Origin of the sequence: Microvirga lenta, from assembly GCF_020532555.1 — a bacterium.
Taxonomy (GTDB): Bacteria; Pseudomonadota; Alphaproteobacteria; order Rhizobiales; family Beijerinckiaceae; genus Microvirga; species Microvirga lenta.
The window spans coordinates 14,091-38,154 of sequence record NZ_JAJBBR010000013.1 but is presented as its reverse complement, the minus strand read 5'-3'; the positions used below and the strand labels follow the sequence as shown (position 1 = coordinate 38,154).

The following is a 24,064-nucleotide window of genomic DNA, read 5'->3' as shown; positions in this document are numbered from 1 at the left end:
TCACTCCGTCCGGATGCGCGGGTCGATCAGCCCGTAGGCGATGTCGACCAGAAGGTTGATGAGAACGATGAACAGGGCGAGCACCGTGATGGTGCCCTGCAGCACCGGATAGTCGCGGCCCGAGATCGCGTCGAAGGCCAGCGTGCCCATGCCGGGCCAGTTGAACACGCGCTCCACGATCACGATGCCGCCGATCAGGCCGCCGAACTGCAGGCCGATATAGGTCACGAGCGGAATCGCGGAGTTGCGCAGGGCGTGCTTGTAGAGGACGACGCGATCCGCCAGACCCTTGGAGCGGGCCACCATGATGTATTGCTGCGACAGCGTTTCCAGCATGGAGGTGCGCACGAGGCGGACGTTGGTGGCCGTGAGAATGATCGCCATGGTCAGGGCCGGCATGATGAAGCTCTCGGGCCCCTCCATGCCGCTCGGCGGCAGAATGCCGAGCACGATGGAGAACAAGAGCACCATCATGATGGCGAGCCAGAAATTCGGGAAGGACAGGCCCACGAGGGACAGGATGCGGATCAGCTGATCCGGCCAGCGGCCGCGATTGACCGCCGCATAGACGCCGAGCGGAACCGACAGGGCAATCGACACCAGAAGCGAGGTGAAGGCGAGGAGAAGCGTCGAGGGAAGGGCCTGCGCGATCAGCGTGGAGACGGGCGTCCCCCCCATGAAGCTGCGCCCGAAATCTCCCACGAAGATCCCTTGCAGGAAGCTGAAATACTGGACGAAGAAGGGGCGTTCCAGGCCCAGAGCCTGCCGGATGTTCTGCAGATCCTCCTCGGTGACGTTGCCGCCGCCGCCCATGAGCATGATGGCGGGATCTCCCGACAGCCTGACCGCGAACGAGACGATCAAGGTGACGGCCAGGACCACGAATATGGCCTGCAGCAGTCGTTTGAGGATGAAGCCCGCCATGCGGTGAACCTTCCTGGTCTTGGAAAAACGGCCCCGCTTTCGCGGGGCCTTTCTGAAAGTATCGGCCCCGGGCGCTCTCTCGGCGAAAGCACCCGGAAACGCAGATTAGTCGACGCTCGTTTCCGTGAAGCGGAAGCGACGATCCGCCGGAGCATCGAAGTTCTTGACCCGCTTGTTCACGCCATAGATCGTGTTCTGGTTGTAGAGCGGGATTTCGAGCGCCTTGTCGGCCACATAGCGGGCGATTTCCTGCAGAAGGTTCTCACGCTCCTTCACGTCGTAGATCGTGCGCTGCTTCTCGAGCATCTCGTTGAGCTTGGGATCATTGTCGTACGGGTTCCACTTCTCGCCCGTGTGGTACATCAGGTAAGCGGTGTTGTCGTAGTCGAACGTCCAGCCGCCCCAGGCCTGGTGCCAGGCCTCTCCGGTCTTGCCGTTCGGGATGATGTCGTTGAGCAGGACCGGCGGCTCGTAGGGCTGCAGCGACGGCTTCAGGCCCAGGGCCTGCAGGAAGCCTGCGGCGGCCTGCGCCACCTCGCGGAAGGTGGCGTCGTTGCCGCGGAAGTCGATCTTCACCGGAGCGCCCGCCGGCACCTTGGCCTGCTGCAGCATCTGCTTCGCCTTGGCGAGGTCGAAGGGCAGCGGCTTCAGGTTCGGATCGTGGCCGAAGGACAGTTCGGACTGGAAGCTCGCGATGGGCTTGGCATGGCCGAGGAGCACGGCCTTGATGATCGCATCGCGGTCGATGCCCATGATCAGCGCCTTGCGGACGTTCTGGTCCTTCGTGATGCCTTCCTTGGTGTTCAGGCGCAGCGAGACCACCGTCGGGCCGGTGATGCTGATGAGATCGAGGTTCGGGCTCTTCTCGACGGTCGGCGCGAGGCCGAACGGGATCAGCGTCGCCACGTCGATGCGGCCGGCCTGGAGCTCGGCAACCTGCGTGTTGGCCTCGGAGATGAAACGCGTCACCACCTTGTCGAGCTTGGGCGCGCCGCCCCAGTGCTCGGGATTGGCCTCGAGGGTCAGGCTGACTTTCGGGTTGTACTCGACGAACTTGAACGGGCCTGTGCCGACGGGATGGGTGTTGAAGTGATCGTCGCCCTTCTCCTGGATGTATTTGGGCGGGACGATCATGGCGCCATAGCCGGCGAGCTTCGTCAGCAGAACCGGATCGGGCTGCTTCATGACGAAATCGACCGTGTGGTCGTCGACCACCTCGACATGGTCGATGGTGTTGTAGTTCGACTGCTGCGGACCCTTCTTGCCCTCGGCGCCGAGCAGGCGATCGAAGGTGAACTTCACGGCCTGAGCATTGAAGGGCTCACCGTTGTGGAACTTCACGTTCTCGCGCAGCTTGAAGCGGATGCGGCTGTTGTTGTCGAGGAATTCCCAGCTGGTCGCGAGGCCGGGCTTCAGCTTCATGTCGGCGCCGCGCGCGGTCAGGCCGTCATAGATGTTATTGGCGGCCGAGGACCAGTCGACCAGGAAGGTGTCAATGGGGTCCCAGCTGCCGGGATCGATGGCGACGGCAACGGTCATGGTTCCGGCCGCCTGAGCACCCGACGCCATCAGCGGCGCCAAGGCTGTCGCAACCGTGAGGCCCAAGGCCTTCAAGGTTCGTGAAAGTCTCATCTGTAATCTCCCTCTGAGTAGAGTCTATGCGGCGCCGCGGAGCCGTTCGGGCTCGATGGCGACCCAATGGCCGGGCTCGACCTCCCGCATCTGGTGAATCGCCGGCTCCTGTCCGACCGGCCGCACCGGGCTCGGGATTTCGCCCTCGATCCGGGTCTGCGCGCGCTCGCGCTCCGGATCGGCGATCGGAACGGCCGAAAGCAGCTTGCGGGTGTAGGAATGCTGCGGGTTCTCGAACACCGCCTGCCGCGTGCCGATCTCGACGATCTGGCCGAGATACATGACCGCGACGCGATGACTGATCTTCTCCACCACGGCCATGTCGTGGGTGATGAAGAGATAGGACAGATGCCTGCGCTCCTGCAGCTCCATGAGCAGATTGACGATCTGCGCCTGGATCGACACGTCGAGCGCGGAGACGGATTCGTCGGCGATGATCAGCTTGGGATCACTCGCGAGCGCGCGGGCGATGCAGACGCGCTGGCGCTGACCGCCCGAGAATTCATGCGGGTAGCGCTTGGCATGCTGGGGCTGCAGGCCGACCTGCTCCAGCAATTCCTGCACGCGCCGGTCGATCGCCTTGCGATCCCTGATCAGGCCGTGGACGATGATCGGCTCCGCGATGCTGTAGCCGACCGTATGGCGCGGATCGAGCGAGGCGAAGGGATCCTGGAAGATGTACTGGATCTCCTGCCGCAGACGGCGGCGATCCGCCTGGCTCATGGCCGCCATGTCGCGCCCGTTGAAGCGCACCGTGCCGCCGGTCGGCTCCACAAGCTGCTGCAGCGTGCGCCCGATGGTGGATTTTCCACTGCCGGATTCACCCACCAGAGCAAGGGTTTCGCCGGGATAGATGTCGAAGCTCACCTCCTCGACCGCGTGCACCCGGTGGGTCACCCGACCGAAGAAGGTCTTGCCGACGTCGAAACGGGTCGTCAGCTTGCCCACCTGGAGAATGGGCTTCGTGTAGTCTGCCGTATTCTGGATGTGCGTCTCGCCGACCTGCTTCGGCTCGCCGCCATCCATGACGATGACGGGGGTGCGCTTCGGGAGCGGCTGGCCCGTGAGGCTTCCCAAGCGCGGCACGGCGGAGAGCAGCGCACGCGTATAGGGGTGCTTCGGCGCCGCGAAGATCTCCCGCACCGGCCCCTGTTCGACCTTTTCGCCTTTCCACATCACCACCACGTCGTCGGCCATCTCGGCGACCACGCCCATGTCGTGGGTAATGAAGATGACGGCGGTCCCCATCTCCTGCTGCAGGTCGCGCACGATGTTCAGGATCTGCGCCTGGATCGTCACGTCGAGGGCGGTCGTAGGCTCGTCGGCGATGAGGAGCTTCGGGTTGCAGGCGAGCGCCATCGCGATCATCACGCGCTGGCGCATCCCGCCGGAGAGTTGGTGCGGGTAGCGGTCGAGGAGCTTCTCCGCGTCCGGAAGCCGTACCTTCTGCAGCAATTCCTTCGCCCGCGTGCGGGCATCTCGGGTGTTCAGCCCCTCGTGGAGAGTGAGCGTCTCCGCGATCTGATTGCCGATGGTGAAGACAGGATTGAGCGACGTCATCGGCTCCTGGAAGATCATGGCGATGTCGTTGCCGCGGATTTCCCGGAGCTTCGCATCGGACGCCTCGACCAGATTCAGCGCCTCGGTCCCATCGGGGCGGAACAGGACCTCACCGCCGACAATGCGCCCGCCCGTGTAGTCGGTGAGGCGCATGATCGCGAGCGACGTCACGGATTTTCCCGAACCGGACTCGCCGACGACCGCCAGCGTCCGGCCTGGCTGCACGTCGAAGCTGACGTCCTTGACCGCCCGGAAGGCACCTCCGCCTGTCCCGAACTCGACGGACAGCGAGCGGACGGACAAAAGGGGCGCGCTGGCCGAGTCGGGCTTGGCTTTGTTGTCGGACATCAATCAATAACTCATGATGAGGTGACCGCCTGACGCAATGTCAGAACGAAACCTCTTTAATACCTGTCACAAAACACAGCTTGACGGGGCTCAGGTCAAGCCCCGTTCATATGTTGTTAATGCATTAGAGAGATGCGGCCCAAGCAGCAATGCTGTCGTCTGCCGCACCCTGTCGCTATGGAGTTACCCACTCACCTTTGCGCATGAGCGGCTCCGCCTGCCCGTTTGCCGTAACACCATCCACATCCACTTGATCGGACCCGATCATCCAGTCGATATGGATCAGGCTGCGGTTCGACCCACGGGCGGCGAGTTCCTCCTCGCTCATCGAGCCGCCGTCCCGGATGCACTTGCTGTAGGCCTGTCCCAGGGCGATGTGGCTGGAAGCGTTCTCGTCGAAGAGCGTGTTGTAGAACAGAAGGCCGCTCTGCGAGATCGGCGAGGAATAGGGAACCAGCGCCACCTCGCCGAGGTGACGCGCGCCCTCGTCGGTGTCCAGAACCTTGTTGAGCACGGCCTCGCCGGTGCGTGCGCGGCTCTCGACGATCCGTCCGCTCTCGAAGGTGACCTGAATGTCCTGGATCAGGGTTCCCTGGTACGACAGCGGCTTGGTGCTGGTCACGTAGCCTTCCACCCGGTCCCTGTGGGGCGTCGTGAAAACCTCCTCGGTCGGGATGTTCGCATTACAGACAACGCCGTTCTTGGCCTTGGTCGAGCCGCCGTTCCACTCATGCCCGTCCGCAAGGCCGACACGCAGGTCGGTGCCCGGGCCGCGGAAGTGGAGAGCGGCGTAGTTCTTCTCGTTCAGCATGCGCGTGCGGGCCTGGAGGTTCGCGTTGTGCTCGGCCCAGTTCGCGATGGGGTCCGGCGTATCGGCCCGCGAGGCGGAGAAGATGGCGCTCCAGAGCTTGGCGACGGCGACATCCTCGGGATCGTTCGGGAAGACGGCCTTCGCCCAGGCCGGTGTTGCGGCGGAGACGATGGTCCAGTTTGTGTCGAAGCCGGCGATCAGGTTGAGCGCAGGCATATAGGCCTTGGAGCGCGCGCGGTTGGCGCGGGAGACCTTTTCCGGGTCCTCCTTGGCGAGGAGGGACGGATCCTCACCGACGATGGCGAGACGGGCGGCCCCGTTCCTGTAGGCCGTCGCCATGCCCTCGTACAGCCACGCTGCGGCGGTATCGAAGCCCTCGTCCCGCCCATGGCGGAAGCGCATCAGGGTGGCCTCCTCGTCGGAGAACATCGTGGTGACGAGGGAGGCTCCCGCCCTGTAGGCATGCTCCGTGATGCGCCGCGTCAGGGGAACGGCGTCGAGCGGCGCCGTTATGACGACCTCCTGCCCCGGCTTCAGCCCGAGTCCGACGCGTACGGCAACCTCGGCCAGACGGTCGAGAAGAGTCGCATGGGACGTGGTCTCGGACGGATTCCGGAATTGGTCGTTCATGATCCTGCCTTTCGGATGAAGAGGTGGAGGGTCAAGCTACACACCCCGACAGGGCGCGCAAGCCTTGTGAACGCTGTCTCATCCCCCGTTCCTGGGCGCTTGGACGAGAACCTCCGGATCGAAGGCGATGCTCTTGATGACGGCATGAACGGGAAGACCGGGCGCAAGGCCGAGACCCTCGACGGACTTCCGCGTCAGCCGGGCCACAAGCCTGTCCCCGGCACAGTCGACTGCAACGTCGACGCCGGCACCGTCGGGCGCGTCGATTCCGAAGATCGTTCCAGGCAAGACGTTCAAGGCGCTCAGGCCCTCCGGGGCCTTCAGGGAGAGCATGATGTCGCGGGCCCTAAGCCGAACCCGCAGAGGCGCGCCGACCGGGAGGTCGAGCCGGGGCACGGTCAGGATGCCGGCCTTGGCCTGAAGCGTCGTCAGATCATAGACATCCTCGTGCCGGAGCACATGCGTGTCGATCAGAGCCCCAACCTCCAACCGCTCCGCGTGCGGGAAGAGGCTGGCATGGGTCAGAATATCCGCCGCAGGCCCGGAGGCCTTCACCCGTCCGTCCGAGAGAACGACGATGGATGTGGCAAGCCGCGCGATCTCCGAGACGGAATGGCTGACCAGCACGATGGGCACGTCGCCCTCGTCGCGAAGCCGCTCGATATAGGGATAGATCTCCGCCTTTCGCGCCTCGTCGAGGGAGGCCAGCGGTTCGTCCATGAGGAGAAGCTGAGGATCGGTCAGGAGCGCCCGCCCGATGGCGACCCGCTGCTTTTCGCCTCCCGAGAGGGTCGAGGGCTGGCGGGTCAGCAGATGCCCTATGCCGAGCAGCCCTACGATCCCGTCGAAACTCGCCCGCCGCTCGGCCCGCGGGGTGAACCAGCGCCCGAACAGCAGGTTCTGACGCACGTTCAGGTGGGGAAAGAGCCGCCCCTCCTGGAAGACATAGCCGACCCGACGCCGGTGCTTGGGCACGAAGGTTCCGACACGGGTATCGACGAGCACGCGCCCATTCACGACGATCCGTCCCTCGGAGGGACGGACGAGACCGCCGATGGTGTTGACCAGGGTCGTCTTGCCCGAGCCGGACTGGCCGAACAGAGCGGTCAGGCGCCCCTCGGAACGGAAGCATGCCTGAAGCGTGAAGGCGCCCTGCCGATGGCGGATGTCGACGTCCAGACTCATCGGGCAAGAAGCCTCCGCCGCACCCGCCGCGCCATCCATTCCGATACCCAGAGCGCACCGACCGAAATCGCGACAGAGACGAGGGTCAGCCGCAATGCGCCCCCCTCGCCTCCGGGCACCTGCGTCAGGGTGTAGATGGCGGAAGGGATCGTCTGTGTCTCTCCGGGTATGTTGGAGACGAAGGTGATGGTCGCTCCGAACTCTCCCATGGCCTTGGCGAAGGAAAGGACCATGCCGGCCAGGATGCCGGGAAGGATCAACGGCAGGGTCACGACGAGGAACACCCACACAGGATGAGCCCCCAGCGTTCCCGCCGCATCCTCGAGCTTCCGGTCCACCGCCTCGATGGACAGGCGAACGGCGCGGACGAGGAGAGGAAAGCCCATGACCGCGCAGGCCAGCGCGGCGCCGGTCCAGCGAAAGGAAAGCACGATCCCGAGGTGATCGGCCAAGAACGCTCCGATCGGCCCTCGTCGCCCGAAACCAAGCAGGAGGGCATAGCCGACGACGACCGGGGGCAGAACCAGGGGCAGATGCACGAGCACATCGAGCGCCTGCCGCCCCCAGAAGCGACCCCGCTCCAGAAGCAGCGCCACGGCGATCCCGGGCACCACGCTTGCGGCCATGGCCGTCAGAGCAACCTTGAGGCTGAGCCTCACCGCCGTCCATTCCTCGGGAGACAGCCAGTCGCTCACGAGGCGGACGCCATTTTGTCGATGACGGTGAATCCGTGACGCTCGAACAGGGATTTCGCCTCGTCCGAGCGAAGGAAATCCAGAAAGGCGCCTGCATCGGGATTGTTCGATGCCCGTGTCAGAGCAACCGGATAGATGATCGGAGGGTGAGCGCCATCCGGAAAGGTGTCGACGACCCTGACATTCGGGTCGGACGCCGCATCGGTGCGATAGACGATCCCGAGCGGCACCTCCTCGCGGGAGACGAGAAGGAGCGCTGCACGCACGCTTTCGGTCTGAACCAGCTTGTCCTTCACGGCGGCCCAGGCCCCGAAGGCTTCCAGGGCGGCTCTGCCATACTTCCCGGCGGGGACGGCCTCGACATTGCCCATGGCGAGCCTGCCCGTGCCGAGCGCCTTGGAGAGGTCCAGGCCATGTCGAACGGCGAGATCCAGGGACGAGCCCTTGGGGGCAACGAGAACGAGCGCATTGCCGAGCAGGTTCACCCGCGTCTCGTTCCGGATGAGGTTCCGGGAGGCGGCGTAATCCATCCAGTCCAGATCGGCCGGGAAGAAGATGTCGGCAGGAGCGCCGGCGTCGATCTGCCTCGCCAGGGCATTGCTGGCCGCGTAGGAGATCACGACCTTCTTGCCGGTTTCGCGCATCCAGGCAGCCCCGATATCGTCCAGGGCGTTCCTCAGGCTTGCGGCGGCGAAGACGAGAACGGGACGGGATTCGGCCCGCAGATCGAGGGAGCCCGGTCCAAGCACCATCGCGAACACGAGCGCCCAGATCGCAAGGGCCCAGGTGTGATGCGCTCGATGCATATTCACTCCAGCTTGGCGAGGCTCGGATCGGATCGGCCAAGCCGGCATCCTACCGGAGCCGGCCCCGGCTTCAAGCGGGACGTCGTTTCGGAGAGGCGCGCCTGCCGACGGAGCGCACGAGGCGGTAGCCCAACAGCGCCACAACGATCGCCGTGTAGACCAGGGGTTCCGGCGGCCAGGACTTCACGACGAGGAGGTAATGCAGCACCGCGCCGATGGCCGCCAAGTAGACCAGGCGGTGCAGCCGCGCCCAGGCCTGTCCGCCGAGACGCTTGATGGCGGCGTTGTTGGACGTGAGCGCCAGAGGGATGAGAATGACGAAAGTGGCCATTCCGATCGTGATGTAGGGACGCTTCACGATGTCGGCCCAGATCGCCGCGGCATCGAGCCCCTGATCGAGAACCAGATAGGTCAGAAGATGCAGGGCGGCATAGTAGAAGGCGAGCAAACCCAGCGCCCGGCGATAGCGCAGCAGGTTGATGTTGAGGACCTGCCGCAACGGCGTGACGGCGAGGCTGGCGATGAGGAAGCGCAGGGCCCATAGGCCGAGGGCCTGCTCCAGATAGCGCATCGGATCGGCGCCGAGCCGATCGTTGACGCCCTCATAGAACAACCACACCGCCGGGACGAAGCCGACGATATAGACGGCGATCTTGGGAATCTGGGGCACAGCGAAGCCCCGCTTCGCCCCGTGTACTGTCGTTCTTCCGGCCATCAATAGAACTTCTTCAGGTCCATGCCGGCGTAAAGCTGCGCCACTTGGTCGGCATAGCCGTTGAACAGCAGGGTCGGCCGCCTCTTCGCGAAAAGACCGCCCTCCCCGATCCGCCGCTCGGTCGCCTGACTCCAGCGGGGATGGTCCACGCTCGGGTTGACGTTGGCATAGAACCCGTACTCGTCGGGCGCCTGCTTGTTCCAGGAGGTTTCCGGCTGCTTCTCGACGAAGCTGATGCGCACAATCGACTTGATGCCCTTGAATCCGTATTTCCACGGCACCACGAGCCGGATGGGCGCGCCGTTCTGGTTGGGCAGGGTTTCGCCGTAAAGGCCGACGGCCAGGATGGTGAGAGGGTGCATCGCCTCGTCCATCCGCAGCCCCTCCACGTAGGGCCAGTCGAGTACGGGGAAGAACGTGTCCGTGCCGGGCATCTCGTCGGGCCGATAGGCCGTTTCGAAAGCCACATACTTGGCGCTGCCCAGCGGCTCCACCCGTCTGATGAGATCCGCCAGCGGAAAGCCGACCCACGGGATCACCATGGACCAGCCCTCCACGCAGCGCATGCGATAGATGCGCTCCTCGAGCGTCACGGGCTTGAGCAGGTCCTCCAAGGCATAGTCTGCGGGCTTGGCGACCAGCCCATCGACCTTGACCGTCCATGGCGATGTCCTGAGCGTGTGGGCCTTGGCGGCGGGCGAAGCCTTGTCCGTGCCGAACTCGTAGAAGTTGTTGTAGGTCGTGATGTCCTCGCGACTCGTCAGCTTCTCGTCGGTCGCGGAAAGAGGGCTCTTGGCGGCCGGAAGCGGCGCAGCCCCGAGGGAACCGGGCAGACCCGCGGCCAGGGCGAGGCCGGCGGCGGCGGTCATCCATTGCCGCCGGTTGAGATAGACCTCCCGAGGGGTGATCTCGGATGGAAGAATGTCGGCAGGGCGTCGGATCAACACGGTAGCACCTCGTCTGAAATCCATTCTGGAATGGGTACACCTCCAAGGGCGCGGTGTGCTCTCACGTTCGTGTTATAATCTCCCAAAATATCCGCCAATCGGACGCTCCCCAAGGTAAGCCGCTCGGCCGTCCCTGTCAGACGGAGGCGATGCGCCGCCCCCTCTCGTCGAAGAGGTGCGACTGGTGCGAAACGGGCCGGAGGGCGATGGCCTCGCCAGGCTTCAGAGAGCATCGCTCCCGCAGCAGGACGGTGAGGCTGCCGCCCTCGACCTTGACCATCAGGGTCGTATCGGACCCGGTCGGCTCGACGACGGCGACCGTTGCAGGAATGGAATCGGGCTCACCGGGGGACATGACCTGAAGGTGCTCGGGCCGGATGCCGTAGGTCAGCTTGGCCCCCACCGGCACGGGAGGCTGGGCGCCCAAGGACAGGACCGCGCCACTCGCCAAGGTGAAACCCGCCTTCTCCAGGCGCCCGTCGATGAAGTTCATGGCCGGGGAGCCGATGAAGCCGGCCACGAAACGGTTCGCCGGGCGGTCGTAGAGCTCCAGCGGCGCGCCGACCTGCTCGACGATGCCGTCATGCATCACCACGATCTTGTCGGCCATGGTCATGGCCTCGATCTGGTCGTGCGTCACATAGACCGTCGTGGTCTTCAGGCGCTGATGCAGTTCCTTGATCTCGGCTCTCATGGCCACGCGCAGCTTGGCATCGAGGTTGGAGAGGGGCTCGTCGAACAGGAAGACCTGAGGATCGCGCACGATGGCGCGGCCCATGGCGACGCGCTGGCGCTGGCCGCCCGAGAGCTGGCGCGGATAGCGGTCCAGAAGCTGCGTCAGACCGAGCGATGCGGCCGCTTCCTGCACCCGCTTGCCCTGCTCGGCCTTGGGCACGCCCTTGAGCCTGAGCGAGAACGCCATGTTCTCGGCCACGGTCATGTGCGGATAGAGGGCGTAGCTCTGGAACACCATGGCGATGTCCCGGTCCTTCGGCGGAATGTCGTTGACCACTCGCGAGCCGATACGGATCTCGCCGTCCGTGATGTCCTCGAGGCCTGCGATCATGCGCAGGAGCGTCGACTTCCCGCAGCCGGACGGACCGACCAGGATGACGAACTCGCCATCCTGAATATCGACATCCACTCCCTTGATGATCGAGACGGGCCCGAAGGACTTGCGCACATCGCGGATCGATACATTCGCCATCTCAAACTCCGTCCTGTGACAGATGGGCTCTCCCTCCGGGAGGTGCCGATGTTCCGTTGTCTGCCCAGAACTCGGCGGCCTGGGCGAATTTCCTGGTGATCTCGCGCGGATTGGTGATCGCGGTTCCGACCACCACCGCATGAGCCCCACGCTCGAAGGCGGCCGTGACCAGATCGGGCGTGTCGAAGCGCCCCTCTGCGATCACCGGGACCGGCACAGCGCCGACAAGGGCCGACAGGAGGTCCAGATCCGGACCTGCGGCCCTTCTCTCGATGGTCTCGTCCGTATAGCCGGACAGAGTCGTGGCGACGTAGGTTGCCCCATAGGCATGAGCCGCCCGCCCCTCTTCCAGCGTTGCGATGTCGGCGAAAACCTCTCTGCCGAGTTCGCCGCGAATCCGCGCGATCAGGCGCTCGACAGACTCGCCGTTGCGCGGACGCGGCGTGGCATCGATGCCGATGACGTCGGCGCCAGCCCGGGCGACCGCGGCCGCATTCTCGAAATCCGGCGTGATGTAGACCGGATAACGATCATCCCAGACCTTCGAGATTCCGATGATCGGCAGCCGCGTCACGGCACGGATCGCCGCCACGTCGTCGGGTCCGTTGGCGCGGATGGCCCTTGCGCCGCCGGCCTCCGCCGCACGGGCCATGGCGGCCATGTGAACAGGCCCATGAAGCGGGTTGTCGGCGCGGGCCTGACACGAAACGACGAGCGCACCTTTCGGAATCAGCACGTTCGTCTCCTACTTGACCGCGCCGGCGGTCATACCCTGGATGAACTGACGGGACAGGGCGATGTAGAGGAGCGTGATGGGAGCGGCCGCGATGGTGAGGCCGGCGAACAGCATGCCCCAATCCGTGGTGTACTCGCCCATGAAGGTGGTAAGCCCCTGCGGCAGGGTCTTGTAGTCGTCCGTCTGAATGAACACGAGCGGGAAGAAGAAGTCGTTCCAGATCGGCACCGCATTCTGGATAGCCGCAATCGCCATGGGCGGGCGGGCCAGGGGCAGCATGACCGACCACATGATGCGCGGCTCCGATGCCCCGTCGATGCGGGCGGCATCCTCGAGTTCGGACGGAAGCGAGCGCAGGAAGCCGGCCATGATGAACACCGCCGACGGAAGGCCGATGGCGGTATAGGTGACGATCAGGCTCCAGCGGCTGTCGAGGAGATTCAGGTCGCGCAGCAGGATGAAGAGCGGGATCACCGCGAGCTTCAAGGGCAACATCAGGCCTGCCAGGAAGAACAGCAGGATGAAGGTGTTGGTGCGCGACTCGTAGCGGGCTACCGCATAGCCCGCCATGGTGCCGAGAACGAGGATCAGAACGATCGAGGTTCCGGTCACGATGATGGAGTTCACGAAGTAGGTCGGCATGGACGTTTCGCCGAGAACCCGCGTGAAATTCTGAACCTGCGTGAAATCGGGCAGCGCGAAGGGATGTTCGAAGATCTCGCCCGTGGACTTGAAGGCCGAGAAGACCATGACCACGACCGGGTAGAGCATGATGAACGAGTTCATGATCAGAATGATCTGAGCCAGGAACGCGAACGAGATGGGCCTCGGCGGAGCCGGGGAATACATGGCCTTGGTGGTCAAAACTGGATCTCCCGGCGGCGCAGCCAAAGCGTGAGCATCGAGGCGAAGACCACGATGAAGAGGAAGATCACCGTGGCGAGCGCGGAGCCTTGGCCGAAATTCTGGATGCTGGCGCTCTGATTGCCGAAGGCGGTTCGGTAGAACACGAGGCCCAACACGTCGGTCGAACCGAAGGGCGAGCCGTCGAGGCCGGCCATGACGTACGGGATCTCGAACCAGTTGAAGGCCCCGATGAAGAGCAGGGTGAAGAGGATGGTGGTGCTCGGCGCGACGAGCGGCCAGATCACGTTCGTGAGCAACTGCCATTCGTTGGTGCCGTCGAGACGTGCGGCCTCGATGATCTCGGAGGGAATGCGCTGCATGCCCGCGAGATAGACGAGCGTCGGAAAGCCTATGAAATGCCAGGCATTGGCCAGGATCAGCGCGCCCAGCGCGGTCGAGGAATCGCCGAGCCAGGGCTTGGCCCAGGAATCGAGGCCCAGCGCATAAAGCGCCTGGTTCACGATGCCGAAATTCGGATTGAGAAAAAGCTTCCAGAGAAACCCGACGATGATGGTCGAAAGCACGACGGGCACGAAGACCGCCAGGCGGTGGAAGCGGAAACCGAACGGCTCCTTGTAGAGAAGCCAGGCGAGGAGGAACCCGCCGCCGTTCTGGATGATCATCAGCGCGACGAGGGCATAGACGTTGTGCAGGAAGGCGTTCCACACGACCGGCGCCATTGTGGGCCCGAAGAGGACCTCCCTGAAGTTCTCCAGTCCGACGAACTCGCCGCGCGCCAGTCCCTGCCACTCGTAGAAGGCATAGGCGAAAGCCGACAGGATGGGATAGACCACGAAGAGCGACATGAAGACCACAGGCGGCACGATGAGGAATGCCACCCAGCTGCGATGCTTCAGGGTCCGGGCCTGCTTGGGAGAGACGGGCATGGGAAAACTCTCATGGAAAGAGCGGCGGGCTTCATCGCCCGCCGCTCCCTTGTCGAAGCCTTACTTCTGGAACGGCTTGTAGTAGGTCGCGATGCCCTTGTTGATCTCGGCGGCAGCCTGTTCGGGCGTCTGCTGACCGGCGAGCATCTTCTGCACGTTGGACTGCAGGAGAACCGAACCGCTCGGCTCCTGATAGCGGAAGCGCACGAGCATCAGATAGGACATGGCCCCTTCCGCCAGCTTCGCGATGCCTTGAGTCAACGGGTCCTCGATCTTGATGCCCTTGATCGGGGACAGGTTCTTCAACTCGTTGGTGAAGAGCGTGCCGTATTCGGGGGTGGCGAGGAAGCGCACGAACTTGATCGCGGCATCCTTCTTGTCCGTCTTCGCATTCACGGCATAGCCGCCGTCATAGTAGCGGGCCACCAAGCGCTCGTCGCTGGGCTTTTCCACCGGAGAGGCGAACACGCCGAGTTCGAGGGTCGGGTTCTGCTTCTTGAAATTCGCCACCTCGAAGGAACCGCCCGCGAACATGGCCGCGCGGCCGGCCACGAAGAGCTGCTGCGAGGAGGCGTAATCGACGCCTGTGAAGTTCGGCGCGAAATACTGGCTGATATCCTTGAGCTTGGCCAACGCGTTGACGAAACGCGGATCGGTGAAGTTGGCCTTGCCGGAAACGATGTCCTCCTCGAACTGCTTGCCGAGCATGGAGGAGAGCAGTGCAGCAACGATGGTCTCGTTCTGCCACGCCGTAGACGTGCCGTTCGCAAACGGGGTGATGTTCTTGGATTTGAGGGTCTGGGCGAGCTTCATCATCTCGTCCCAGGTCTGGGGCGGCTGGACGCCCGCATCCTTGAAGATCTTGTTGTTGTAGATCACCAGCATCGTCTGGGTGGCGAAAGGCACCGCATAGACCTTGCCGTCCGCGCGCAGCGTCTCGGCGGCGAGCGCCGCATCCGGGAAGTTCGCCAGTTCCGGAACGGTCTGCTTGTCGAGGGCGAGCAGGTAGCCCGGAGCCGCAATCGTCTCCAGGTTGCCGTAGGCGCGAACCTGGATCACGTCCGGTCCGCGTCCGGCGGCGAGCGCCGTGGAGAGGATCGTCTGATAGTTCTCAGGAGCGAAGGTCTCGAACTTCACCGAGATATCGGGTTCCTTCTCCTGGAATTTCTTGATGATGTCGTTGTAGAAAGCCTTGTCTTCCTGCCGCCAGCTCCAGAAGGTCAGCTCCGTCTTGGCCATGGCGGCGCCCGCCGAGAGCAGATAGCCGCCTGCGGCCACACCGAGCAGAAGTCGTCTTGTCAGTTTCATCTTGAGTTCCCTCTTCATTGAAGTCTCGTCCTCCCTCCGCAAAGCCCGTCCCGGGGACGGATCTTGCGGAATCCCTTCAGCCGTATGGTTCGGCCGCGATCACGAGAACCGTAGCATCATCGTGGATTTTGACACGAGGGTAGACGCCCGCCTTGGGGTCGCTCCGCTCCAGTTCACGCAACTCCTGCATCAAATCCTCGCCTTCGCCCGCGGCAAGGCGGGCATGAAGGGAGGCATCGGAATAGGCCCCGAACACGTCGACAAGCCGCATGAAGCCATCCGTCGCGAGGACGATGGGCTCATCCGGAGCAGCCTCCGTCTCGAACCTCAATTCCCGACCCGCCCAGGGACGGGTCGGATGCACGACCCAGTAGCCTTCGGGACGATTGAGCTGTTCGCGGTTCTCGAGGATCTGCCGTCTGACGGCTTCGGGAATCTGTCCCGGCTCATGCCCTCCAGGGGCGAGCGCTGCCAGCGTGCGCCGCTCGAACGGCTTCGCCCGCTCGTCCGTCCACCGGACCACACCGTTCGCGGAGGGAACCAGAGCGACCACATCGCCCAGAAACCCGCCCTCCAGGAGAAGCTTTCCGTTCGCCCTTGCGCAAACCCTCAGGAGGCCGAGGCACGCCGAGGGACCATGCCCCTCGCTATCGGCTGTCTGAACGGCCTCCTCGGCGAAGGCGTCCCTGACGCCTGTTTCAAGCCAATCGAATACCTCCCCCACATCTGCGGATGAGGCGACGCCACCGAGTTTCTGCCCGATCGTGCGGGCGAGCCAGGCGGCATCGGTCGCCCCGGCGGTCAGCCGCCCGCCGGAGAGGCCTGTCGCCCCGTCGACGATCCAGGCATAGGATCCGTGCAGCCCGGCCTCGTCCTCGTTGATGCGGGAGCCAGGCAAGGACTGCCGGTACAGCGACCGGAAGCGGGATTGAGGGCGAGTATCGTTCACGCCCTAACTGGTCTCATATTGGTCGCGCTCTGTCCATACTGGTCTCAAGCGCTGTTCACACCCTGCCTCCGGCTTCGGGAGGCGCGCGACTGCGCCTTAGAAGGGGAGCCCGGTGTAGTTCTCGGCCAGGGACCGGGACGCCGCCTCGGAGCTGACGAGATAGTCGAACTCGGTTCTCTGCATCCTGCGCCCGAAGGCATCCGTATCCGGGAAGGTGTGGAGGATGGAGGTCATCCACCAGGAGAAGCGTTCCGCCTTCCACACCCTGGTGAGGGCCCGGGCGGAATAGGCGTCGATCCCGGCGGACGAACGCTCTTCATAGTATTCGATCAACGCTTCGGCGAGATAGCGGACGTCGCTGGCTGCAAGATTCAGGCCCTTCGCTCCGGTCGGGGGCACGATGTGAGCGGCATCGCCGGCAAGGAAAAGGCGGCCGAACCGGAGGGGCTCGGCCACGAAGCTCCTCAGGGGAGCGATCGACTTCTCGATCGACGGGCCGGTCAGGAGCCTGCCGGCGGTCTCGTCGTTCAGGCGGCGGCGAAGCTCGTCCCAGAAGCGGTCGTCGGACCAATCCTCGACCTTCTCATCCGTCGAGACCTGCACATAGTAACGGCTGCGGGTGGGAGAGCGCATGGAGCAGAGCGCGAAGCCGCGGCTGTGGTGGGCATAGATCAATTCGTCCGCAACCGGCGGCCGGTCGACGAGAATGCCGAGCCAGCCGAAGGGATAGACCCGTTCAAACGTCCTGAGCGCATTCTCCGGCACGCTGGCACGGGACACCCCGTGGTAGCCGTCGCATCCGGCGATGAAATCGCACGAGATTTCGTGCTCTGTTCCATCCTTCAGGTAGGTCACCCGCGGCTTGTCACCGTCGAAAGCGTGGAGGGCGACGTTCTCGGCCTCGTAGATCGTCGTCGCGCCCGAGGCGTCGCGGGCCAGCATCAGGTCGCGCGTGACCTCCGTCTGCCCGTAGACCATGACCGTCCGTCCGACGAGTTCACGAAAGTCGAAGCGGTGCGCGTCTCCATCGAAGGAGAGCTCGACCCCATCGTGGATCAGGCCCTCCGCCTGCATTCTCCCGCTGACGCCTGCCTGCTCCAGCAGCTCGACGGTTCCCTGTTCGAGAACGCCGGCACGGATGCGGCCCAGCACGTAATCCCGGCTGCGGCGCTCCAGGATGACGGTCTCGATGCCCTGGTTTTCGAGCAGACGCCCCAGCAGAAGGCCAGCCGGGCCGGCGCCGATGATGACAACCTTGGTGCGCATGCGTCTCCTCCCGGCGGCTCAGGCCGCATCTCATATGGCAGGAAGATGCGCGGGAGGCCTCCATCGGCCAATGGACAATCCGCGCAAAGACCTGGACAATTCGGACATCTCACTCCGAATTTCCCAGGACCGGCGCTTTTCGATGGCAGGCATTCCAACCTACTCACTCTATGGAGAATTCAAGGAGGATACGCAGTCGGACTGGATCCATTGCGAAACGATCCAGGCGCGCAGCCGCTTGCACAATTACGAGATCCAGCCGCACCGACACGAAAGTCTTTTCCAGATCCTCCACTTGGAATGCGGCCAAGCGGAACTCGTCCTCGACGGGAGGCGCAACCGTCTCGATGCCCCCTGCATCGTCACATTGCCCGCCATGGTGGTGCACGGCTACACATTCTCACCCGATGTGGAAGGTACCGTGCTGACCCTGTTCGAGGGACGTCTGCCCCATGTCCTTCGATCCGCAGGCGGAACCGAGAACAGCTTCCGCGAGGTGCAGCTCCTGCCGCTGTCCGAGCACCCGACGATGGCCCGGTCCATCGCTGCGGACATTGCGGAAATCGCTACCGAATTCGAGGCTCAGGCCCCATGCCGCCTCGGAGCGATCGAGGCCCGCCTTGCGCTTGTGCTCATCGCAGTCCATCGAATGAGCGGCCTAGCGCTCCAAACCTCCCATGGCCCAGGCAGCCGGTCGCTCCAGCACGCCCTGCGCTTCCGCCAACTCGTCGATCGGGATTATCGCACCCATCAGCCGCTCGACACCTACGCCCGCAGGCTCGGCGTCACCCCGACCCACCTCAACCGCATCTGCCGGGAGCATCTCGGCGACACGGCCTTGGGCATCATCCACCAGCGGATCGTCATCGAGGCGAAACGGTACCTGACCTTCAGCTCCCTGAGCGCTAAGGAGATTGCACTGGCACTGGCATTCGACGACCCGGCCTACTTCACGCGTTTCTTCAAAAATCGCACCGGTCTTTCGCCGCTCGAATTCCGCCATCGCCAGCGAAGCACGGCGGCCTGAACCGTCCCGCCCCTCCCCGCGTTCCCCAGGAGTTGAGGAGAATGCCGATGGCTGACACGAAACGGAAAAACCCCGGCGACGAGGATGTGCCTGGAACGGCGCAGACCGGCGACGACATCTGCCCCACCTGCAACGGCTCCGGCGAGGTCGGGCGTAAAGCCTGTCCGGATTGCGGCGGCAGCGGGAAAATCACCGTGATCGTCGGCGACGCCTGACGCGCCGGCTATCTTCCGGTTTCCGACGGCAGGAACGTGAGTCCCTCGATGAGCCCCCGGGCCATGTTCAGGCCTGCCCCGCACGCCACCAGCATCTGAGGCAGCACGAGCCATTCAAGGGTCCAGGCGGCTCCCGAGCGCTCATTTTCGTGGACGAGGGCCTGATGGAGCGTGCCGAGCAGGCCTGCATTGAAGCGGGCGAGCGTGACGAGCACCTCGGCGGAAACCGGGTTGGACTTGTGAGGCATGGCGGACGAGCCTCCGCCAACTGCGAGGCGCACCTCTCTCACCTCGTTCTGCGCCATCAGGGCAACGTCCTGTCCGATCTTGCCCAATGTCCCTGAGAGGAGAGAGAGCCAGGAGGCGAACTCGCCGATCCGATCCCGCTGCGAATGCCACGCGGGAACGGAGCCGAGTCCGAGCTGCCTCGCCATGGCGTCGGCAATGGCAGCGCCATGCCCCTTCAGCTCGGCGCGGGTGCCGACCGGACCGCCGAGCTGAAGCACCAGCAGACGCGGCATGAGCGCCTGCAGCGTCTCCCGATGCCTTTCGAGGGGGCTGAGCCAGGTCTCGATCTTGTCGGCGGCCGTGAAGGGCAGTGCCTGCTGCATCCGCGTATGGGCCATGAGACGCACGGCACCGTCGCGAACCTTGAGCACCTGCATCGCCTGGATGAGATGTTCGAGACGGCGCAGGTACAACTCCATGATGTTCTTGAGCCGCAGGATCAGAGCCGTGTCGATGACGTCCTGGCTCGTTGCCCCCACATGCACCGATTTCGCATGAGGCTCGCCGACTGCGGAACGCAGCTGCCTCACGAACTCGGGAACGACAACGCCATCCTGAGCCAGCCCACGCGACAGTCCCTTCCAATCCGGCTCGAATACGGCGCAGATTTCCGAGATCCGGTCCGCCGCCCCTCGTTCGATGAGACCGGCCTCCGCCTCCGCCGAAGCCAGGGCCGCTTCCACCCGAAGCATGGCCCGGAGCTCGGCCTCACCGGAAAGAAGCGCCTCGATCTCGTCGTCTCCGACGAGGGATTGGAGCAGGGAGGACGGTTGCATGGGCGCGATCATCGACGAAGCTTAGACAGCCTCGAGGGCGATGGAAATGCCCTGCCCCACGCCCACGCACATGGTCGCCAATGCGCGCTTCTTCCCCTTGAGCTTCAGCTCGAGTGCGGCCGTGCCAGTGATGCGTGCGCCGGACATGCCTAGCGGATGCCCCAGGGCGATGGCTCCGCCATTGGGATTCACGTGATCCGCATCCTCCGGGATGCCCAGGTCGCGCAGAACGGCGATTCCCTGGCTGGCGAAGGCTTCGTTCAGCTCGATCACATCGAAATCCGAGGGCTTGAGCCCGAGGCGGGCGCAGAGCTTCTTCGTGGACGGCGCCGGACCGATCCCCATGATGCGTGGCGGGACACCGGCGGTGGCCCCGCCGACGACACGCGCAATCGGTTCGAGACCGAACCTCCTCATGGCCTCCTCCGAGGCGATGATCAGCGCGGCAGCGCCGTCGTTCACGCCGGATGCGTTGCCCGCGGTCACCGATCCGTCCTTGCGGAACGGCGTCGAAAGCTTGGCGAGGCCTTCCAGGGTCGTGTCGCCACGGGGATGCTCGTCCTTGTCGACGACCACCGGATCCCCTTTCCGCCGAGGGACTGTGACCGGCACGATTTCCTTGGCAAGACGCCCGTTCTCCTGCGCCGCAGCAGCTTTCTTCTGCGAGCGCAGCGCAAAAGCATCCTGGTCGGCGCGCGAGATCTGGAACTCTTCGGCCACGTTCTCGCCGGTCTCCGGCATCGAGTCGATGCCGTACTGGCTCTTCATCAGCGGATTGACGAAGCGCCAACCGATGGTGGTGTCGTAAATCTCGGTGGCTCGGGAGAAAGCCGCGTCAGCCTTCGGCATGACGAAAGGCGCACGAGACATGGACTCGACACCACCCGCGATCATCAGATCCGCTTCGCCCGCTTTGATGGCCCGTGCAGCCGCAATGACCGCATCGATGCCCGACCCGCACAACCGGTTGATGGTCGTGCCCGAGACGGAGCCGGGCAGGCCTGCAAGAAGCACCGCCATGCGGGCGACATTGCGGTTATCCTCCCCTGCCTGATTGGCGCAACCATAGATCACGTCGTCGACCGCCTCGAAATCGACGTTCGGATAGCGCTCCATCAAGGCCTTCAGCGGGACGGCGCCGAGATCGTCGGCACGAACGCTCGAGAGCGAACCGGCGTAACGGCCGATCGGGGTGCGCACATAGGCGCAGATATAAGCCTCGCGCATCCTCAGGCTCCCTTCTTGCCGCCATGGGCCTTTTCCGTGCGCGCCTGCAGCTCGCGCAGGGTCGTGAGCTCGAGCTCCGTCGGCGGAGGCGTTTCCTCGACATCGTCGGCGAAGCGAACCTTCCAGCCGCAGGTCTCCTGAACCTGCTCACGCGTCACGCCGGGATGCATCGACACGACGGTGAACTCCTTCGTCTCCGGATCGGGCTTCCAAACGGCCAGATCCGTGATCAGCAGCGTCGGGCCCTTGGTCGTGATGCCGAGACGCTCGCGGTGATCGCCGCCCTCCCCATGGCCGAAGGACGTGTAGAAATCGATCTTCTCCACCATGCCGCGGGTGGACTGCTTCATGGTGATGTACACCTCCTTGCAGGAGGTCGCGATTTCGGGGGCTCCGCCGCCCCCTGGCAGGCGCACCTTCGGGTGCTGGTAATCGCCGATGACGGTGGTGTTGATGTTGCCGAACCGGTCCAGCTGCGCCGCGCCCAGGAAGCCGATGGAGATGCGCCCGCCCTGAAGCCAATAGCGGAACATCTCGGGCACCGACACGGTCGACACCGCCGTCTCGCACAGCACGCCGTCGCCGATGGAAAGCGGAAGCACCTCGGGAGCCGTGCCGATGGTGCCGCTCTCATAGATCAGGGTGATGTCGGGCGCGTGGGTCAGCCGCGCCACGTTGCAGGCGGCCGAGGGAGCGCCGATGCCGACGAAGCACACATCCTCGCTGGAAAGGGCGCGGGCGGCCGCGATGGTCATCATCTCGTTAGGGGTGAAACCGTTCATGGCTCTATCTCTCACAGTCCCTGCACGCGAGCGGCGAAGACCTCTGGCCCCACAGCGAGCACGTTCTCGTTCATCCACTGGGTGAACAGATCCCGGTCGGCGGAGATCTTGTCCCATTCGAGATAGGCGGCGTTGTCACGATCATAATAGCCGTGGGCGTAGGACGGGTGCGCGCCACCCGGCACATGCACGACGGAGGTCACGGTCCAATGAGGAAGGATGCACAGGTTCGGGTGCATCCCGTCGAAATCCTCCACGATCTCCTCGACGGTCACCACGGCGCGCTTGGCGGCCAGGACCGCCTCCTTCTGCACGCCGACGATGCCTTCGATGAGGATGTCCCCGCGCCTGCTGGCCTTCTGCGCATGGATGAAGGCGACATCCGGCCGGTGGGCGGGCACAGCTGCCAACTGCTCGCCGGTGAAGGGACAGGTCACGCTCTTAATGGAGGGATTGACCTCCTTGAGACCGGCACCGAGATAGCCCCGGAACACGGCGCAGGGCAGCCCGGCAGCACCCGCCTCGTAGGCATTCGCCATAGCGGCATGGCTGTGTTCTTCGGTTTCGATGGAGCGCGGCCAGCCGTTCTCGATGGCGTCGCGCATCCGGCGCAGGAGACCGACGCCCGGATTGCCCGCGTAGGAGAAGATCACCTTCTTGACGAGCCCCATGCCGACCATCTGATCGTAGATGATGTCAGGGGTCATGCGGATCAGCGTGAGGTCCTTGCGCTCCTGGCGGATGACCTCGTGGGCCGCGGCATGGGGAATGAGGTGTGTGAAACCCTCGAAGGCGACCGTATCGCCGTCGCGCAGGTTCTCGGCAACGGCTTCCTGCAGGCTTTGAAACTTGGCCATAGTACACTTTCAGATGACGATCAGATATCGAAGAAAACGGTTTCCTTCTCACCCTGCAGATGGATGTCGAAGGTGTAGGTCGGCAACCCGTTCTCCTCGCCGCGAGTGGCGATCAGCGTGGGCACGCGCGCCTTGTGGGCGATCCTGCCGAGAACCGGGCATTCCGCATTGGCGGCCTCCTCATCGCTGAAATACATGCGCGTATGGAGACCGGTATTGATCCCGCGCGCCACGATCCAGAACGTGATGTGAGGCGCCATGAGGCGTCCGTCGCTATAGGGTACCCGGCCGGGCTTGATCGTCTCGAAACGGTACTCGCCCGTCGTGCCGTCGGCCGGCTGGCGTCCCCATCCCACGAAATGCGGGTCGGCGCGTCCGCGCCGCTCCTGCGGGCTGTTGTAGAGCCCCTCCGCATCGGCCTGCCAGATCTCGATGAGCGCGTCCTTGAGAGGATCCCCGGCACCGTCGTAGACGTGCCCCTTGATGATGACGCGCTCCCCCTTCGTCTCGGGAGCCACGAGCACGAGGCCGAGGTCTTCCTTCCAGACCCCCGTGATCTCGACCCAGTTCGGATTGGTGCCGATATGGACGTACGGCCCCGCCGTTTGGGAGGGCGATTCCTTCAAGAATCCGAGTTTCTGGACCATCAGTTCCCCTCCATCCGGTTTTCGAACATGGTCGAGCGGCGGCCGCGCAGAACGATGTCGAACTTGTAGGCGAGCGCATCCATCGGAAGCGTGTTCTGCCGGTCGAGCGCCGCGATCAGCTGCTCGATCCCGGCCTTGTCGGGGATCGTCATCACGATGGGATCCTGCCAGATCATCGGGTCCCCTTCGAAATACATCTGGGTGATCAGCCTCTGTGCGAAGGCGTGGCCGAAGACCGAGAAATGGATGTGGGCCGGCCGCCAGTCATTGACGCCGTTCGGCCAGGGATAGGCCCCCGGCTTGACGGTTCTGAACCAGTAGCGCCCGTCCTCGTCCGTGATCGTGCGTCCGCAGCCGCCGAAATTCGGATCAATGGCCGCGAGATAGGTTTCCTTCTTGTGCCGGTAGCGGCCGCCGGCATTGGCCTGCCAGAACTCCAGAAGGGCTCCGGGAACGGGGCGGCCATTCTCGTCGAGGACACGGCCATAGACGACGATCCGCTGACCGATCGGGTCTCCGGTCTTTGCGAAGTTACGCAGGAGGTCGTTGTCGAGCGGGCCAATCCTGTCGTGCCCGAAGACAGGGCCCGTCATTTCCGAAATCGTGTTGTCGAGCGACAGGAGCGCCTGCTGCGGCGAGCGGAGCACGGATGTCTTGTAGTTCGGCGTGAAAGCGGGCGGATGCCAGCTCCGGTCGCGATGATAGAAGGGGCCTTGATCAACCATGTTTTCTA

At 64.2% G+C, this 24,064-nt stretch carries 24 protein-coding genes; 2 read left to right on the top strand and 22 right to left on the bottom strand.

The window, feature by feature from the left end; genetic code table 11:
- The 16 genes from LGR44_RS18160 to pobA all read right to left on the bottom strand — a co-directional run bounded on the left by LGR44_RS18160 (position 1) and on the right by pobA (position 17,512).
- Positions 1–924, bottom strand: coding sequence for an ABC transporter permease (locus tag LGR44_RS18160; RefSeq protein ID WP_226742128.1), 924 nt, complete (start codon positions 922–924; stop codon positions 1–3).
- Between the two features lie 105 nt (positions 925–1,029).
- The gene (locus LGR44_RS18155; protein WP_226742127.1) at positions 1,030–2,556 is read right to left on the bottom strand and encodes an ABC transporter substrate-binding protein; all 1,527 of its coding nucleotides are present in this window, start codon (positions 2,554–2,556) and stop codon (positions 1,030–1,032) included.
- Positions 2,557–2,580: 24 nt separating this feature from the next.
- Complete coding sequence (locus LGR44_RS18150) at positions 2,581–4,464, bottom strand: ABC transporter ATP-binding protein (protein ID WP_226742126.1); 1,884 nt, start codon at positions 4,462–4,464, stop codon at positions 2,581–2,583.
- Positions 4,465–4,639: 175 nt separating this feature from the next.
- On the bottom strand, positions 4,640–5,905 hold the full coding sequence (locus tag LGR44_RS18145; RefSeq protein ID WP_226742125.1) for an aminopeptidase: 1,266 nt from the start codon (positions 5,903–5,905) through the stop codon (positions 4,640–4,642).
- 78 nt (positions 5,906–5,983) lie between these two features.
- Positions 5,984–7,090 carry a molybdenum ABC transporter ATP-binding protein gene (gene modC / locus LGR44_RS18140; RefSeq protein ID WP_226742124.1) on the bottom strand — a complete coding sequence of 369 codons (1,107 nt, stop codon included), beginning with the start codon at positions 7,088–7,090 and terminating at the stop codon, positions 5,984–5,986.
- The gene (modB, locus tag LGR44_RS18135; RefSeq protein WP_226742123.1) at positions 7,087–7,785 is read right to left on the bottom strand and encodes a molybdate ABC transporter permease subunit; all 699 of its coding nucleotides are present in this window, start codon (positions 7,783–7,785) and stop codon (positions 7,087–7,089) included. Before modB ends, modC begins: the two co-directional genes overlap by 4 nt.
- Positions 7,782–8,591, bottom strand: a complete 810-nt coding sequence (modA, locus tag LGR44_RS18130; RefSeq protein ID WP_404809950.1) for a molybdate ABC transporter substrate-binding protein — start codon at positions 8,589–8,591, stop codon at positions 7,782–7,784. Before modA ends, modB begins: the two co-directional genes overlap by 4 nt.
- A gap of 70 nt (positions 8,592–8,661) precedes the next feature.
- Complete coding sequence (msrQ, locus tag LGR44_RS18125; RefSeq protein WP_226742122.1) at positions 8,662–9,306, bottom strand: protein-methionine-sulfoxide reductase heme-binding subunit MsrQ; 645 nt, start codon at positions 9,304–9,306, stop codon at positions 8,662–8,664.
- Positions 9,306–10,277 carry a protein-methionine-sulfoxide reductase catalytic subunit MsrP gene (msrP, locus tag LGR44_RS18120; RefSeq protein ID WP_226742121.1) on the bottom strand — a complete coding sequence of 324 codons (972 nt, stop codon included), beginning with the start codon at positions 10,275–10,277 and terminating at the stop codon, positions 9,306–9,308. Before msrP ends, msrQ begins: the two co-directional genes overlap by 1 nt.
- Before the next feature lie 112 nt (positions 10,278–10,389).
- Positions 10,390–11,460, bottom strand: coding sequence for an ABC transporter ATP-binding protein (locus tag LGR44_RS18115; protein ID WP_226742120.1), 1,071 nt, complete (start codon positions 11,458–11,460; stop codon positions 10,390–10,392).
- A 1-nt stretch (position 11,461) separates the two neighbouring features.
- Positions 11,462–12,196 (bottom strand): N-acetylmannosamine-6-phosphate 2-epimerase, encoded by a 735-nt coding sequence (locus LGR44_RS18110; RefSeq protein ID WP_226742119.1) that lies wholly within the window; start codon positions 12,194–12,196, stop codon positions 11,462–11,464.
- Positions 12,197–12,205: 9 nt separating this feature from the next.
- On the bottom strand, positions 12,206–13,060 hold the full coding sequence (locus tag LGR44_RS18105; protein WP_226742118.1) for a carbohydrate ABC transporter permease: 855 nt from the start codon (positions 13,058–13,060) through the stop codon (positions 12,206–12,208).
- Positions 13,057–13,989, bottom strand: a complete 933-nt coding sequence (locus LGR44_RS18100) for a carbohydrate ABC transporter permease (protein WP_226742117.1) — start codon at positions 13,987–13,989, stop codon at positions 13,057–13,059. The genes LGR44_RS18105 and LGR44_RS18100 overlap by 4 nt, the downstream gene beginning before the upstream one ends.
- A 60-nt stretch (positions 13,990–14,049) precedes the next feature.
- On the bottom strand, positions 14,050–15,297 hold the full coding sequence (locus LGR44_RS18095; protein WP_226742116.1) for an extracellular solute-binding protein: 1,248 nt from the start codon (positions 15,295–15,297) through the stop codon (positions 14,050–14,052).
- Positions 15,298–15,373: 76 nt separating this feature from the next.
- Positions 15,374–16,246 (bottom strand): hypothetical protein, encoded by an 873-nt coding sequence (locus LGR44_RS18090; RefSeq protein ID WP_226742115.1) that lies wholly within the window; start codon positions 16,244–16,246, stop codon positions 15,374–15,376.
- Between the two features lie 96 nt (positions 16,247–16,342).
- Entirely contained in the window at positions 16,343–17,512 is a 1,170-nt protein-coding gene (pobA, locus tag LGR44_RS18085; protein ID WP_226742114.1) for a 4-hydroxybenzoate 3-monooxygenase, read from the bottom strand.
- 142 nt (positions 17,513–17,654) lie between these two features.
- On the opposite strand from pobA, the gene LGR44_RS18080 reads away from it, so the two are divergent.
- Both LGR44_RS18080 and LGR44_RS18075 read left to right on the top strand, forming a co-directional pair.
- Positions 17,655–18,539, top strand: a complete 885-nt coding sequence (locus tag LGR44_RS18080; RefSeq protein WP_226742113.1) for a helix-turn-helix domain-containing protein — start codon at positions 17,655–17,657, stop codon at positions 18,537–18,539.
- Positions 18,540–18,586: 47 nt separating this feature from the next.
- Positions 18,587–18,754, top strand: coding sequence for a hypothetical protein (locus LGR44_RS18075; protein ID WP_226742112.1), 168 nt, complete (start codon positions 18,587–18,589; stop codon positions 18,752–18,754).
- Positions 18,755–18,762: 8 nt separating this feature from the next.
- Here LGR44_RS18075 and LGR44_RS18070 read toward each other — a convergent pair whose 3' ends face one another.
- From LGR44_RS18070 to pcaH, 6 genes are read right to left on the bottom strand one after another with little or no spacing between them, the layout of a single operon-like run.
- Entirely contained in the window at positions 18,763–19,818 is a 1,056-nt protein-coding gene (locus LGR44_RS18070) for a 3-carboxy-cis,cis-muconate cycloisomerase (RefSeq protein ID WP_226742111.1), read from the bottom strand.
- Between the two features lie 21 nt (positions 19,819–19,839).
- The gene (pcaF, locus tag LGR44_RS18065) at positions 19,840–21,045 is read right to left on the bottom strand and encodes a 3-oxoadipyl-CoA thiolase (RefSeq protein ID WP_226742110.1); all 1,206 of its coding nucleotides are present in this window, start codon (positions 21,043–21,045) and stop codon (positions 19,840–19,842) included.
- Between the two features lie 2 nt (positions 21,046–21,047).
- Positions 21,048–21,827 carry a CoA-transferase subunit beta gene (locus LGR44_RS18060; protein ID WP_226742109.1) on the bottom strand — a complete coding sequence of 260 codons (780 nt, stop codon included), beginning with the start codon at positions 21,825–21,827 and terminating at the stop codon, positions 21,048–21,050.
- An 11-nt stretch (positions 21,828–21,838) separates the two neighbouring features.
- The gene (locus LGR44_RS18055; protein ID WP_226742108.1) at positions 21,839–22,684 is read right to left on the bottom strand and encodes a CoA transferase subunit A; all 846 of its coding nucleotides are present in this window, start codon (positions 22,682–22,684) and stop codon (positions 21,839–21,841) included.
- A gap of 20 nt (positions 22,685–22,704) precedes the next feature.
- The gene (gene pcaG / locus LGR44_RS18050; protein WP_226742107.1) at positions 22,705–23,331 is read right to left on the bottom strand and encodes a protocatechuate 3,4-dioxygenase subunit alpha; all 627 of its coding nucleotides are present in this window, start codon (positions 23,329–23,331) and stop codon (positions 22,705–22,707) included.
- The gene (pcaH, locus tag LGR44_RS18045) at positions 23,331–24,056 is read right to left on the bottom strand and encodes a protocatechuate 3,4-dioxygenase subunit beta (protein ID WP_226742106.1); all 726 of its coding nucleotides are present in this window, start codon (positions 24,054–24,056) and stop codon (positions 23,331–23,333) included. The genes pcaG and pcaH overlap by 1 nt, the downstream gene beginning before the upstream one ends.
- Between the last annotated feature and the right edge of the window lie 8 nt (positions 24,057–24,064).

Bases quoted from the DNA above. Each gene is read 5' to 3' on its own strand.
- LGR44_RS18160 (WP_226742128.1), bottom strand. From the start codon at position 924: ATGGCGGGCTTCATCCTCAAACGACTGCTGCAGGCCATATTCGTGGTC.
- LGR44_RS18155 (WP_226742127.1), bottom strand. From the start codon at position 2,556: ATGAGACTTTCACGAACCTTGAAGGCCTTGGGCCTCACGGTTGCGACA.
- LGR44_RS18150 (WP_226742126.1), bottom strand. From the start codon at position 4,464: ATGTCCGACAACAAAGCCAAGCCCGACTCGGCCAGCGCGCCCCTTTTG.
- LGR44_RS18145 (WP_226742125.1), bottom strand. From the start codon at position 5,905: ATGAACGACCAATTCCGGAATCCGTCCGAGACCACGTCCCATGCGACT.
- modC (WP_226742124.1), bottom strand. From the start codon at position 7,090: ATGAGTCTGGACGTCGACATCCGCCATCGGCAGGGCGCCTTCACGCTT.
- modA (WP_404809950.1), bottom strand. From the start codon at position 8,591: ATGCATCGAGCGCATCACACCTGGGCCCTTGCGATCTGGGCGCTCGTG.
- msrQ (WP_226742122.1), bottom strand. From the start codon at position 9,306: ATGGCCGGAAGAACGACAGTACACGGGGCGAAGCGGGGCTTCGCTGTG.
- msrP (WP_226742121.1), bottom strand. From the start codon at position 10,277: ATGGATTTCAGACGAGGTGCTACCGTGTTGATCCGACGCCCTGCCGAC.
- LGR44_RS18115 (WP_226742120.1), bottom strand. From the start codon at position 11,460: ATGGCGAATGTATCGATCCGCGATGTGCGCAAGTCCTTCGGGCCCGTC.
- LGR44_RS18100 (WP_226742117.1), bottom strand. From the start codon at position 13,989: ATGCCCGTCTCTCCCAAGCAGGCCCGGACCCTGAAGCATCGCAGCTGG.
- LGR44_RS18095 (WP_226742116.1), bottom strand. From the start codon at position 15,297: ATGAAACTGACAAGACGACTTCTGCTCGGTGTGGCCGCAGGCGGCTAT.
- pobA (WP_226742114.1), bottom strand. From the start codon at position 17,512: ATGCGCACCAAGGTTGTCATCATCGGCGCCGGCCCGGCTGGCCTTCTG.
- LGR44_RS18080 (WP_226742113.1), top strand. From the start codon at position 17,655: ATGGCAGGCATTCCAACCTACTCACTCTATGGAGAATTCAAGGAGGAT.
- LGR44_RS18075 (WP_226742112.1), top strand. From the start codon at position 18,587: ATGGCTGACACGAAACGGAAAAACCCCGGCGACGAGGATGTGCCTGGA.
- LGR44_RS18070 (WP_226742111.1), bottom strand. From the start codon at position 19,818: ATGCAACCGTCCTCCCTGCTCCAATCCCTCGTCGGAGACGACGAGATC.
- pcaF (WP_226742110.1), bottom strand. From the start codon at position 21,045: ATGCGCGAGGCTTATATCTGCGCCTATGTGCGCACCCCGATCGGCCGT.
- LGR44_RS18060 (WP_226742109.1), bottom strand. From the start codon at position 21,827: ATGAACGGTTTCACCCCTAACGAGATGATGACCATCGCGGCCGCCCGC.
- LGR44_RS18055 (WP_226742108.1), bottom strand. From the start codon at position 22,684: ATGGCCAAGTTTCAAAGCCTGCAGGAAGCCGTTGCCGAGAACCTGCGC.
- pcaG (WP_226742107.1), bottom strand. From the start codon at position 23,331: ATGGTCCAGAAACTCGGATTCTTGAAGGAATCGCCCTCCCAAACGGCG.
- pcaH (WP_226742106.1), bottom strand. From the start codon at position 24,056: ATGGTTGATCAAGGCCCCTTCTATCATCGCGACCGGAGCTGGCATCCG.